We start from the raw sequence: 12,081 nt of genomic DNA on the forward strand, positions 1-12,081 counted from the left end.
TGTTAAGCAGACATTGGGAAAGTGAGTATCGGGATTGCCAGTGGTTGTCAAAAGCCCAGTTGGCGAATTGGGCGCCGTCGCGCGCCCCCCGTCGCCGATCAGATCAGACTGCCCAACCAGGCACCCGCCATCAGCGCGACGATGATCGTCGCGGCGTAGAGGAACAGATCCCAGTTCAGCTCCATCACCAGGCCCAGCCCGTGGTAGGTTTGCTGCAAACTATGCATTCCGTGGCCCTTTCTGCGTCGGCATTGCGATCGCGTCGGACCCTAGGGGGCGAATGTGGCGACAGTTTGGCGATCACCGCCGCCGGCGGCGCCCGGCCCCCGCCCGGGGCAGCGGCGTCAGCACGGAATTCAGCATAGAATGTCGTTGCCCAGGGCAAAGACCATCAGCGACAGGATCAGCGCCAGGCCAATCGCCATCAGGATTCGCACCACGCCGTCGCTGGGCGGTTTTCCCGCCACCGCCTCATAGGCGTAGAACATCAGATGCCCGCCATCGAGCGCCGGGATCGGAAACAGGTTCAGCATTCCCACCGCCGTGGACAGCACCGCGATGAAGGAAATGAAGCTCTGCGCGCCCTGGCTGGCCATCGCGCCCGAGGTTTCGGCGATTCCGATCGGCCCCGATATGTTGCAGGTGCTGATCGCCCCGGTGACCATGTGCCACAACCCCGAGAGCGAGCCGCGGACGATGTCCCAGGTCTGGACCAGACCGCCGGTCAGCGCCGCCACCGGACCGGCGGTTTCGGTGGCCGGCTCGAACGCCATGCCGCCGGCGATGCCGATCCGCCACTGGGTGATGAATCCGCCCTCTGCGGTCGGCTCGTCGGTGCGGCGCGGGGCGAGGGTAAAGTCCATGACCGCGCCGTCGCGCCAGACCTTGAGCAGCAGCGCCCGCCCGTTTGAGGCCTCGACCGCCTGTTTCAGCTGGTCAAAGGCGTGAATCGGCTGCCCGTCGACCGCAGTGATCACGTCGCCCGGTTTCAGGTCGATATCCATCGCGGCGCTGCGCGGCGCCACGCCATAGATATAGGCGGGGAAAGGGTATGGACCCTGAACGGTGATCTCCTGACCGTCGCGGCGCACGGCATAATCCAGCGTCGGCGCCAGCGGCAGCGTTGCGGAAAACGCCGACCAGGACGACCCATCGCCGACACCCGGCGCCGGAACCCCGGCCACGGCGATGATCTCGTCGCCGCCCTGCAATCCGGTCGCGGCGCCCGGCAGTGCCACCACCCTGCCCACGGTCAACGGATCGCGGGCCACGCCCTGAACCATGAAAATCGCGGTGAAAACAAAGATCGACATGACGAAATTGAACACCGGCCCGGCCGCCACCGTGGCGGTACGCGCCCAGAGCGGCGCGCCATGCATGGTGTGGCGCAGGTTGTCGGGATTCTCGCGGTAGATCTCGGCCATGGTCTCGCCATCCTTGCCCGAGGCGGCGTCGGCATCGCCGAGAAACTTGACATAGCCGCCGAACGGCAGCGCGGCGATCTGCCAGCGGGTGCCGCGACGGTCCTTGCGGCTCCACAGCACCGGGCCGAACCCGAGCGAGAACACCTCGGCATGGATGCCGGACCAGCGGCCGACGATGTAATGGCCGTATTCATGCACCGCGACGATCACCGACAGCGCGACGACAAAGGCGACAATCGTATAGACCAGTCCGCCAAACTGCGGAATCAATTCAACAATATTCAAAACCTATCCTGCCTTCTCTGCCATCGCCTCATCCGCCCATATCCGGGCGAGATGGTCCGTTTGAAGCACGTTATCAAGGGTCATCGCGGCGTTTGCATGACCTCCCTGCGCCGCGAAACGGTCCAGAACCCGCTCCACCACACAGGCCATGTCCAGAAATCCGATGCGCCCGGCGATGAACCCGTCGAGGCCGCGCTCCTTGGCGGCGTTGAAGGCGGCGCCGGCCAGCCCGCCCATCTGCATCACCGCCCGCGCCAGCCGCAGCGCCGGATAGCGCGTCTCGTCCGGGGCGCGGAAGGTCATCTGTCCGACCGCCGCCAGATCCAGCCGCGGCACCGGCAATGCGCGGCGCGCCGGCCAGTGCAGCGCATAGCCGATGGCGTGGCGCATATCCGGTGCGCCGACATGCGCCATCAGCGCGCCGTCGTTGAACCCGACCAGCGCGTGGATCAGGGATTCGGGATGTACCAGAACCTCGATCTGTTCGGGCAGAACGCCGAAGAACTCACGTGTTTCAATGACTTCCAGCGCCTTGTTGAACATCGAGGCGCTGTCGATGGTGATCCGCTGCCCCATATCCCAGTTGGGGTGGTTCGAGGCCTCGGCCACGCTGGCCCGGGCCAGCCGCTGCAGCGGCCAGTCACGGAAGGCACCGCCCGACGCGGTGATCACGATACGCTCGACCGCCGTGATCTCCTCGCCCGCCATTGCCTGGAACACCGCCGAATGCTCGCTGTCGACCGGCAGGATGCGGGCGCCGTGCCGGCGGGCCGTCTCCAGCACCAGCGCCCCGGCGCAGACCAGCGATTCCTTGTTGGCCAGCGCCAGCGTGGTGCCCTGCTCCAGCGCCGCGAGGCCCGGCGCCAGCCCCGCCGATCCGACGATGGCCGACATGATCCAGTCGGCCGGGCGGCGGGCCGCCTCGATGATCGCCTCGGCGCCCGCGGCCGCCTCGATACCGGAGCCGGCCAGCGCCGCGCGCAGATCCTGCAACCGGTCGTCATAGGCGGTGACGGCCACAGCAGCCCCCAGCGCGCGCGCGTCCTCGGCCAGCCGGGCGATATTCGCCCCGCCGGTCAGCGCCACCACCTCATAGGCCCCCGGCTCGCGCCGGATCAGGTCGATCGTGTTCTGCCCGATGGAGCCCGTCGCGCCCAGGATCGTCAACCGCCGCATCATTCCTGTCCCTTCATACGGCCCCGGGCGGATAGCCGGTCAGATGCATCACGACCAGCACCAGGATCGCCGCCCCCAGCATCCCGTCGAACCGGTCGAACAATCCGCCGTGGCCGGGAATAAGGGAACTGGAGTCCTTCACGCCGCTCTGCCGTTTGACCGCGCTTTCGGCGATGTCTCCCATCTGCGAGGCAAAGGACGCCGCCGCCGACAGCAGCAACAGCCAGGGCCCCGCCCCGGTTACCGCCATGAAGGCACCGCCGACGACCGCCGCCACGATCCAGCCCGCAACGGTCCCGGACCAGGTCTTTTTCGGGCTGATCGCCGGCCAGAATTTCGGCCCGCCGATCATCCGGCCAGCGAAGTACCCGGCAATATCGGTGCCGGCCACTACCAGCACCAGCCACAGCATCCAGACAAAGCCGAACTCGCTGCGCACCGACATCATGCCAAAGGCGGCCAGCAGGATGAAGATCACGAAGGGCACATAGATGCGCCGGACCTGCGGCAGCCAGACATAGCCGACGATGGCCGGCACCAGCAGCGTCGGCAGCGCGAAACCGGCGGGAAAATAGATCGCCAGAAACCCTGCCACCCCGGCCAGCGCGCCCATCAGAACCGCCCGCGTCGCATCGCCCGGACGCACCATGCGCGTCAGCTCCCACACGATCAGGCCGGTCACGACGGAAACGAAGGTGACAAAGTAGTAGCCCCCCGCCCACACCGCCCCCAGCCCGGCGGCGGCCAGCACCAGCCCGGAGAGCAGGCGCGCGGTCAGATCACCCCATCGGCCTGAACCGCTCATGCCTTGACCGCCCCGAACCGGCGGTCGCGGGCGCCATAGCTCTGGCACAGGCGGGCCAGCTCGCCAGCGGTGAAATCGGGCCAGAGCGTATCGATGAATTCATATTCCGCATAGGCCGACTGCCACAGCAGGAAGTTCGAGATCCGCGCCTCACCACTGGTGCGGATCACCAGATCCGGGTCGGGCAGCACACAGGTATCAAGGTATTTGGGCAGGGTCTCCTCGTCCACGTCCTCGGGACGCAGCGCGCCGTCCGCGACATCCTGCGCCAGCCGTTTCGTGGCGCGCGCCACCTCGTCGCGGCCGCCATAGTTCAGCGCGATGGTCAGATGGGTGCCGTCATTGCCCGCGGTCTCGATCTCCAGCTGATCCATCAGCGCGATCAGCTTGGCGTCCAGCCGCACCCGGTCGCCGATGAATCGCACCCGCACATTCTTGGCCGCCAGCGCCTGCATCTCCTTGGCGATATAGCGGCGGAACAGGCTCATCAGCCCGGCCACCTCGACCTGGGTCCGTTTCCAGTTCTCGGTCGAGAAGGCAAAGATCGTCAGGTACTTGATCCCGAGGCTGGGGCAGGCCTCGACCACCTCGCGCACACGCTTGGCGCCGGCGTGGTGGCCAAACAGGCGCGGCCGCCCGCGCGCCTGCGCCCAGCGGCCGTTGCCATCCATGATGATGGCCACGTGACGCGGGCCGTGGGGATGGGCCTCGATTTCGGGATCCTTGGGCATGTTCCCGGTCAGACCTGCATGATCTCGGCTTGCTTGGTCTCCAGCGCCTCATCCACCGCCGCGATCATCTTGTCGGTCAGATCCTGCACCTCGGACTCCCAGAATTTCTGGTCATCCTCGGACATGCCGTCGGCCTTGGCCTTCTTGATCCGGTCCATGCCGTCACGGCGCACGTTGCGAATCGCGACCCGGGCATGCTCGGCATATTGCCCGGCTACCTTGGTCAGTTCGCGCCGGCGCTCCTCGTTCAGTTCCGGGATCGGCAGCATGATGATGGTGCCGTTGAGCTGCGGATTGATGCCCAGCCCGCTTTCGCGGATCGCTTTCTCGACCTTGCCCACCAGCCCCTTGTCCCAGACGTTGATGGTGACCATGCGCGGCTCGGGCACGTTAACGGTGCCGACCTGGTTGATCGGCGTCGCCTGCCCATAGGCGTCGACCATCACCGGCTCCAGCATCGAGGCGCTGGCACGCCCGGTGCGCAGCGAGGCGAACTCGGTGCGCAGATTGGTCATCGCGCCGTCCATGCGGCGTTTCAGATCGTCGGTATCCAGTTCAAAATCATCGGACATGGCTGCCCTCTCCCCAAGGTTCGGATTATCGCTTGCTAGGTGTACGTTTGCGCGGTCTATACCCTCAGCCGTGCACCTTTGTATAGGTGCCCTCGCCTGCCAGGATGCCCCGGAAGCCGCCCGGCTCGTCCAACGAGAAGACGATGATCGGCAGGTTATTGTCGCGCGCCAGCGCGATGGCGCTGGCGTCCATCACCCCCAGCCGCTTGGCCAGAACGTCGTCATAGCTGACCTCGTCATACCGTTTGGCATCGCTGAACTTCACCGGATCCTTGTCATAGACGCCGTCCACCTTGGTCCCCTTGAAGATCGCCTCGCAGGCCATTTCGTTGGCCCGCAGCGTCGCCGCCGTGTCGGTGGTGAAATAGGGGTTGCCGGTGCCGGCGGCAAAGATGCAGACCCGCTTTTTCTCAAGGTGGCGCACCGCGCGCCGGCGGATATAGGGCTCGGCCACCTCGTCCATGCGGATGGCGCTGATCACACGGGTAAAGACCCCGATCCCCTCCAGCGCCGACTGCATCGCCAGCGCGTTCATCACCGTGGCGAGCATCCCCATATAGTCGGCCGTGGTGCGTTCCATCCCCTGTGCCGATCCCGCGAGACCGCGAAAGATGTTGCCGCCGCCGATCACCATGCAGATCTCGACCCCCATCTCATGGACCGACTGGACCTCTCTCGCGATCCGCTGGACGGTCGGCGGATGCAGGCCGTACCCCTGATCCCCCATCAGCGCCTCGCCCGATATCTTGAGCAGAACGCGCTTGTATTTCATGGATTTCGGTTGCGGGTCGGTTTCCTTGGACGAGGTCATGTTGCGCTTCTCTCCGGCACGGGGTTATTTTCCCGCAAAATGTCGGAAATCGCCGCGAGGTTCAATGCGGCAACCACCGGTGACCGGCGGGTTTCGCCCCTTTCGGACAAATGGACATGCAGCGTCTCAGCGACCTTCCCGATATTCCCGACGACCGCCCGGTCCTGATTGCGGGGCCAACCGCCTCCGGCAAATCGGCGCTGGCGCTCGAAATCGCGCAGCGGTTCGGCGGCGTCGTCGTCAATGCCGATGCCAGCCAGGTGTTCGCCTGCTGGCGCATCATCACCGCCCGCCCGGACCCCGAGGAAGAGGCCCTGGCGCCGCATCGCCTTTACGGTCATGTCCCCTGCACCGCACAGTATTCCGCCGGCCACTGGCTGCGCGATGTGGCGCCGCTGCTGCGGGGCGGGGCGCGGCCGATCATCGTGGGCGGAACCGGCCTCTATTTCACCGCCCTGACCCGGGGTCTCGCCGAGATCCCCGCGACCCCGCCAGAGGTCCGGGCCGAGGCCGATCGGATCCCGCTGGAGGCGCTGATCGCCGATCTCGATCCCGGCACCGCCGCCGGGCTGGACCTGCAAAACCGGATGCGGGTGCAGCGCGCCTGGGAGGTGCAGCGCGCCACCGGACGACCGCTGGCCTCCTGGCAGGCCGACACGCCGCCGCCGCTGCTGCCGCTGGAGGCCGCCGTGCCGCTGGTATTCGACGTGCCTAGGGACTGGCTGCTCGACCGCATCACCCGGCGGTTCGATGCGATGCTGGAGGCCGGCGCGCTGGAGGAGGTGGCGGCGATGCGCGCCGCCTACGATCCGGCCCTGCCCGCCTTCAAGGCGATCGGCGTGCCCGAGTTGATGGCCTATATCGTCGGCGAGATTCCGCTTGAGGCGGCGCGGGCGCGCGCCACCGTTGCCACGCGCCAGTTCGCCAAGCGCCAGCGCACCTGGTTCCGGTCGAAAATGCGTCATTGGCACCCGGTCCGCCCCGCCGGCTGAGGCTCCGGCTTGTCCATTGCCGGTATTTGTGGTCTAGAATGGGGCATAACCCCCGACGCCATCAGACATTTTCGTGCCGATGCCCTTTGACCCGAGCGATATGGACGACCTCCGCCTCGTGACGCTGGCGCAATTGATGAAGGCTGGCGCGTGGCAGCTGGAACTGGCCCATGACCGGGCCGAACATCTGCTGATCTGGATCACCAAGGGCCAGGGGGTGGCGCTGATCGACGGCGCGCGGCGCGGGATCGGCACCCATAACGCGCTGTTCATCCCGGCCCGGCACCTGATGGCGATCGAATTGATGCGCGGCGGGTTCGGCCAGGCGCTGGTGATCCCCGACAGCGCCGATCTGCCCCTGCCGCAGGCGGTCCAGCACCTGCGTATCCGCGACGTGACCGCCCAGGGCGAGCTGACCGTGCTGTTCGAGGCGATGGGACGCGAACAGAACGCCGCGCGCCCGCTCTACCATTCGGCCATGCACGCCTATGGCGAGCTGATGGCGATCTGGCTGCGCCGCTACCTCCCCGACGAACCGGCCCCCGGGCAAAGCGCCGCGCGCCGGCTGGTCCTGGCCTATTGCGACCGGCTGGTGCAGACCTATGCCAGCGGCGCCACCATGGCCGAACATGCCGAGGCGCTGGGTGTCACGCCCACCCATCTGACCCGGGTCTGCCGCGCCGAGACCGGGCGCACCGCCGCGGCGCTTCTGACCGAACGCCAGCTGCATGCGGCGCGGCGGCTGTTGATCACCACCAAGGTGCCGGTGCAGGACATTGCCCGCCACCTGGGCTTTGGCAGCGCCGCCTATTTCACCCGGTTCATCCAGCAGCACACGCAACGGACTCCGACCGCGCTGCGCCAGATGGCACGATCCCCCGCTTGACGTGGAGTTAACCGCTCATGTCGCCCAGCGACCTGTTGATGTCGTTTTTATACCATGTAAAGTGAAATGGTACCGTTGACGGACGGGTAATTCTGTTGCGCAATGACGTCATGGGGGAACAACCGATCGCAACGCCGACGTCCGCATGGGTTCACCCGTGTCAGCCCGGGTCCATGCCGGTGAACCTCAGCCGATAAAAAACGACCAAACAGGGAGATTCCAATGCACTGCCATTCAACACAATCTCACACCGTCCATCCGGCGGCGCGGATGCACGCGCAGGAATGCCTGGACGGAAAGCTCAGCCGCCGCGAGTTTCTCACCCGCGCGACCGCGCTGGGGGTTTCCTCCGCCGCGGCCTACGGGCTGATCGGCCTCGCCGCCCCGACCGAGGCCCGCGCCGCCACCCCGAAACCGGGCGGAACCTTGCGCGTTCAGATGCAGGTCAAGGCGCTGAAGGATACCCGCACCGCCGACTGGTCCGAGATCGCCTGCGCCACCCGCGGCACCTGCGAATATCTGGTCGAGTACAACAACGACGGCTCGTTCCGGGGCATGCTGCTCGACGGCTGGGAGGTCAACGGGGACGCCACCGAATACACCCTCAAGGTCCGCCAGGGCGTGAAATGGCACGACGGCTCGGACTTCACCGCCGAGGATGTGGCCCGCAACATCACACGCTGGTGCGAGAAGGGTGTCGAGGGCAACTCGATGGCCGCCCGGGTCGCCTCGCTGGTCGATCCAGACACCGGCAAGGCCCGCGACGGCGCCATCACCGTGGTCGATGCCTCGACCGTGCTGCTCAAGACCTCGACGCCGGACATCTCGATCATCCCGGGGTTTGCCGACTACCCCGCTGCCGTGGTGCATGCGAGCTATGATCCGGCCAATCCAACCGCGCTGATCGGCACCGGCCCCTACAAGCTGGCCCGGATCGAGGTCGGCGTCGGCGCCACGCTGGAGCGCGCCGCCGATCATCCCTGGTGGGGGACCGAGGTCTATGGCGGACCCTACCTCGATACCATCGAGTACATCGACTACGGCACCGACCCCTCGGCCTGGCTGGCGGCGATCGAGTCCGAAGAGGTCGACATGCTCTATGAATCGGTGGGCGAATTCATCGACATCATGAACGACATCGGCCTGGTAAAGTCCGAGGTGGTGACCGCCGCGACCGTGGTGATCCGGCCCAACCAACTGGCCGAGATCGACGGCAAGAAACCCTATGCCGACCCGCGCGTGCGCAAGGCGCTGGCGATGGCCGTCGACAACGCGGTCTGCCTCGAGCTGGGCTACGGCAACCGCGGCGAGGTGGCCGAGAACCACCACGTGTGCCGGATTCACCCCGAATACGCCGAACTGCCGGCGATCAAACCCGACCCCGAAGGCGCCCGCGCCCTGATGGAAGAGGCCGGGATGATGGATTTCGAACATGAAATCGTCTCGATCGACGACGACTGGCGCAAGAACACCACCGACGCCGTGGCGGCCCAGCTGCGCGACGCCGGCTTCAAGGTCAAGCGCACGGTGCTGCCCGGCAACACCTTCTGGAACGACTGGGTGAAATACCCGTTCAGCTCGACCAACTGGAACCACCGCCCGCTTGGGGTCCAGATCTGGGCACTGGCCTATCGGTCTGGCGAGGCCTGGAACGAGTTCGGCTGGTCCAACCCCGAGTTCGACGCGCTGCTCGAGGACGCGTTGGCGATCGCCGACGCCGACAAGCGCCGCGAGATCGCCGCCAAGGGCGAGGCGCTGATCCAGCAGGAGGGCGTGACGATCCAGCCTTACTGGCGCTCGCTGTATCGCCACATGCGCGAGGGGCTGGTGGGCACCGACATGCACATCACCTATGAGCACCACCACTACAAATGGGGCTGGGCGGCCTGATCCGCCGCCCATCCGGGCCGTCCCCCCTCGGGGCGGCCCCAATCTCGGCGGCGCCAATGCGCGCCCGCCACGACAAGGTCCGCAAGAACGGGGCCGGACCAAAGCCTGACCAACAGGGGGCCTTATGGGACTGTTCATCCTGCGCAGATCCGGCGTGATGATCCTGACGGCACTGTGCCTGACCTTCATCGTGTTTTTTCTGACCAACCTCTATCCGAACCTGGAAAAGCTGGCCAAGACACAAGGCAATTTCCGCATGTCCGACGAGGCGGTGGAAAGCTGGCTGGGCAGTCATGGATACCTCCAACCCCTGCCGGTGAAATACGGCCAGTGGCTGGGCGTGATGCCGGGCTGGACCCATCAGGGCGACGACGGGGTGACCGGGCGCTGCCTGCGCGGCACCGTCACCGAGGAAGAGGCCGCTCAAGGCCGCAGGTTCTGCGGTATCCTGCAGGGTGACTGGGGCTATTCCACCGTGTTCCGTGATGACGTCTCGGGCATCATCGCCACGCGGCTGGGGCTGACGGCAAAGCTGATGTTCTGGGTGCTGGTGCTGATGGTGCCCTCGGCGCTGCTGGTGGGCGTGCTGGCCGGGATGCGCGAGGGCTCGCCGCTGGACCGCACGCTCTCGACCTTTTCCATCGTCACCACGGCGACGCCGGAATATGTCTCGGGCGTGATCTTCATCGCCGTCTTCGCCTCATCGACGGTCGGGCTGAAATGGTTCAAGGGCACCGCCACCAGCGCGATGGACAGCGCCAATTTCGAGAATTTCTTTCTGCCGGTCCTCACCATCGCCCTCTACGGCATGGGATATATCGCCCGGATGACCCGCGCCAGCATGACCGAGGTGATGACGGCGCAATACATCCGCACCGCGCGCCTCAAGGGGGTGTCGTTCCGCAACATCGTGATGAAACACGCGCTGCGCAATGCGCTGATCGCCCCCTTCACGGTGATCATGCTGCAATTCCCCTGGCTGCTGAACGGCGTCGTCATCGTCGAGACGCTGTTCAACTACAAGGGCTTCGGCTGGACCCTGGTCCAGGCGGCCGGAAACAATGACATCGAGCTGCTGCTGGCGGTCTCGGTGGTCTCGGTGATCGTGGTTCTGACGACGCAGCTGATATCCGACATCGGCTATGTCTATCTCAATCCGCGCATCCGGATTTCGTGAGGGGGAACGGACAGATGGAACCTCTCGGCTGGATCGAAATCATCGCCCGCGTGCTCTACCAGTTCACCCCGGTCTGGATCGCGCTGATCATCCTTTTCGCGGTCTCTGCCGCGTTCAAGCGAAAACTCGGCCTTTATGGCAAGCTGTTCGACAGCCCGATCGGCATGATCGGCTTTGCCCTGGTGATGTTCTGGGTCTTCACCGGCATCTTCGGCGCGCTCGACCTGATCATCACCCACGACCCGCTGGCGCAGGTCTCGGGGTTGAAGAACAAGGTGCCCGGCACCGCCCTGCGCGACGCCGAGGACGGCCAGTACGCCTGGTATCTGCTGGGCGGCGACAACCTGGCGCGCGATGTCTTCAGCCGCATGGTCAAGGGCGCCTGGGTGGTGGTGCAGATCGCGCCGCTGGCGACGCTCTTTGCCTTCATGGTGGGGATCACGCTGGGGCTTCCGGCGGGATACTACGGCGGCCGGCTCGACACCTTCCTGTCGTTCCTGGCCAACCTGATCCTGGCCTTCCCGGTGATCCTGTTGTTCTACCTGCTGGTGACGCCCGAGATCGTCGATACCGGCGTTCCCAGCTACATGGCCGCCGTGCTGTTCGTCTTTCCCATCGTCTTTCTCGCGGTGCTGCTGAATTCGCGCTATTACACTCGGCCAAACTTCCGCACGCCGCTGCTGATCGGGGTGCTGGGCGTCGCGATCTGGCTTTATCTGTCGCTGATCTCGACCAATGGCTATCTGGTCAACACCCGCGCCATCTCGATCCCTGCATTGCCCCGGACCCTCGATCTCTTCGACATTCCCGGCGGCATTCTGGTGGTCTTCGTCTCGGTGGTCTTCGTCAATTCGCCCACCGTGTTCCGCATCGTGCGCGGGCTGGCGATGGACATCAAGACGCGCGACTATGTCGCCGCCGCCCAGACCCGCGGCGAGGGCCCCTGGTACATCATGCTGTGGGAGATTCTGCCGAACGCGCGCGGCCCGCTGATCGTCGATTTCTGCCTGCGCATCGGCTACACCACGATCCTGCTGGGAACCCTGGGTTTCTTCGGCCTCGGCCTGCCGCCGGAAAGCCCGGACTGGGGATCGACCATCAACGAGGGGCGCAAGCTGCTGTCGATCTACCTGCACCCCGCCCTGCCCCCGGCGCTGGCGCTGCTGTCGCTGGTGCTCGGGCTGAACCTGCTGGCGGACGGGCTGCGCGAGGAAAGTTTGAAAGATTAAGGGCGGACCGGGGCATGATCCATTGGTCTCGAACCAATGGCGGCCAATGAACGATCCCCGGACCCCCGGCGTATTTGGACAAAGAAGAAGCAGGGGAGCTGCC

The 12,081-nt window shown here is 65.8% G+C and carries 12 protein-coding genes; 5 read left to right on the top strand and 7 right to left on the bottom strand.

Annotation, left to right across the window (positions count from 1 at the left end; translation table 11 throughout):
- Positions 1–98: 98 nt before the first annotated feature.
- The 7 genes from E1832_RS23120 to pyrH all read right to left on the bottom strand — a co-directional run bounded on the left by E1832_RS23120 (position 99) and on the right by pyrH (position 5,804).
- Entirely contained in the window at positions 99–227 is a 129-nt protein-coding gene (locus tag E1832_RS23120) for a hypothetical protein (protein WP_280960206.1), read from the bottom strand.
- Between the two features lie 129 nt (positions 228–356).
- Entirely contained in the window at positions 357–1,709 is a 1,353-nt protein-coding gene (rseP, locus tag E1832_RS10960) for an RIP metalloprotease RseP (protein WP_133359791.1), read from the bottom strand.
- Between the two features lie 3 nt (positions 1,710–1,712).
- Positions 1,713–2,885 carry a 1-deoxy-D-xylulose-5-phosphate reductoisomerase gene (dxr, locus tag E1832_RS10965; RefSeq protein ID WP_133359897.1) on the bottom strand — a complete coding sequence of 391 codons (1,173 nt, stop codon included), beginning with the start codon at positions 2,883–2,885 and terminating at the stop codon, positions 1,713–1,715.
- A gap of 13 nt (positions 2,886–2,898) precedes the next feature.
- The gene (locus E1832_RS10970; RefSeq protein WP_133359792.1) at positions 2,899–3,690 is read right to left on the bottom strand and encodes a phosphatidate cytidylyltransferase; all 792 of its coding nucleotides are present in this window, start codon (positions 3,688–3,690) and stop codon (positions 2,899–2,901) included.
- Positions 3,687–4,421, bottom strand: a complete 735-nt coding sequence (locus E1832_RS10975; protein WP_133359793.1) for an undecaprenyl pyrophosphate synthase — start codon at positions 4,419–4,421, stop codon at positions 3,687–3,689. Before E1832_RS10975 ends, E1832_RS10970 begins: the two co-directional genes overlap by 4 nt.
- An 8-nt stretch (positions 4,422–4,429) precedes the next feature.
- Entirely contained in the window at positions 4,430–4,993 is a 564-nt protein-coding gene (gene frr, locus E1832_RS10980; protein ID WP_133359794.1) for a ribosome recycling factor, read from the bottom strand.
- A 64-nt stretch (positions 4,994–5,057) separates the two neighbouring features.
- Entirely contained in the window at positions 5,058–5,804 is a 747-nt protein-coding gene (pyrH, locus tag E1832_RS10985; protein ID WP_133359795.1) for a UMP kinase, read from the bottom strand.
- 116 nt (positions 5,805–5,920) lie between these two features.
- Between pyrH and miaA the strand changes: the two genes are divergently transcribed.
- The 5 genes from miaA (at position 5,921) to E1832_RS11010 (ending at position 11,978) form a co-directional block, all read left to right on the top strand.
- The gene (miaA, locus tag E1832_RS10990; RefSeq protein WP_133359796.1) at positions 5,921–6,796 is read left to right on the top strand and encodes a tRNA (adenosine(37)-N6)-dimethylallyltransferase MiaA; all 876 of its coding nucleotides are present in this window, start codon (positions 5,921–5,923) and stop codon (positions 6,794–6,796) included.
- Between the two features lie 100 nt (positions 6,797–6,896).
- Complete coding sequence (locus E1832_RS10995; protein WP_245513950.1) at positions 6,897–7,682, top strand: helix-turn-helix transcriptional regulator; 786 nt, start codon at positions 6,897–6,899, stop codon at positions 7,680–7,682.
- A gap of 222 nt (positions 7,683–7,904) precedes the next feature.
- Complete coding sequence (locus tag E1832_RS11000) at positions 7,905–9,572, top strand: ABC transporter substrate-binding protein (RefSeq protein WP_133359798.1); 1,668 nt, start codon at positions 7,905–7,907, stop codon at positions 9,570–9,572.
- 124 nt (positions 9,573–9,696) lie between these two features.
- Positions 9,697–10,749, top strand: coding sequence for an ABC transporter permease (locus E1832_RS11005; RefSeq protein WP_133359799.1), 1,053 nt, complete (start codon positions 9,697–9,699; stop codon positions 10,747–10,749).
- 14 nt (positions 10,750–10,763) lie between these two features.
- The gene (locus tag E1832_RS11010; RefSeq protein WP_133359800.1) at positions 10,764–11,978 is read left to right on the top strand and encodes an ABC transporter permease; all 1,215 of its coding nucleotides are present in this window, start codon (positions 10,764–10,766) and stop codon (positions 11,976–11,978) included.
- Positions 11,979–12,081 lie beyond the last annotated feature (103 nt).

It is taken from the genome of Antarcticimicrobium luteum (genome assembly GCF_004358185.1).
In the GTDB taxonomy this organism is placed as follows: domain Bacteria; phylum Pseudomonadota; class Alphaproteobacteria; order Rhodobacterales; family Rhodobacteraceae; genus Antarcticimicrobium; species Antarcticimicrobium luteum.

What these genes read in the sequence shown, in the direction of transcription:
- miaA (WP_133359796.1), top strand. Translation starts at nt 5,921, where the DNA reads ATGCAGCGTCTCAGCGACCTTCCCGATATTCCCGACGACCGCCCGGTC.
- E1832_RS23120 (WP_280960206.1), bottom strand. Translation starts at nt 227, where the DNA reads ATGCATAGTTTGCAGCAAACCTACCACGGGCTGGGCCTGGTGATGGAG.
- frr (WP_133359794.1), bottom strand. Translation starts at nt 4,993, where the DNA reads ATGTCCGATGATTTTGAACTGGATACCGACGATCTGAAACGCCGCATG.
- E1832_RS10970 (WP_133359792.1), bottom strand. Translation starts at nt 3,690, where the DNA reads ATGAGCGGTTCAGGCCGATGGGGTGATCTGACCGCGCGCCTGCTCTCC.
- E1832_RS11010 (WP_133359800.1), top strand. Translation starts at nt 10,764, where the DNA reads ATGGAACCTCTCGGCTGGATCGAAATCATCGCCCGCGTGCTCTACCAG.
- E1832_RS11000 (WP_133359798.1), top strand. Translation starts at nt 7,905, where the DNA reads ATGCACTGCCATTCAACACAATCTCACACCGTCCATCCGGCGGCGCGG.
- E1832_RS10975 (WP_133359793.1), bottom strand. Translation starts at nt 4,421, where the DNA reads ATGCCCAAGGATCCCGAAATCGAGGCCCATCCCCACGGCCCGCGTCAC.
- E1832_RS11005 (WP_133359799.1), top strand. Translation starts at nt 9,697, where the DNA reads ATGGGACTGTTCATCCTGCGCAGATCCGGCGTGATGATCCTGACGGCA.
- E1832_RS10995 (WP_245513950.1), top strand. Translation starts at nt 6,897, where the DNA reads ATGGACGACCTCCGCCTCGTGACGCTGGCGCAATTGATGAAGGCTGGC.
- dxr (WP_133359897.1), bottom strand. Translation starts at nt 2,885, where the DNA reads ATGCGGCGGTTGACGATCCTGGGCGCGACGGGCTCCATCGGGCAGAAC.
- pyrH (WP_133359795.1), bottom strand. Translation starts at nt 5,804, where the DNA reads ATGACCTCGTCCAAGGAAACCGACCCGCAACCGAAATCCATGAAATAC.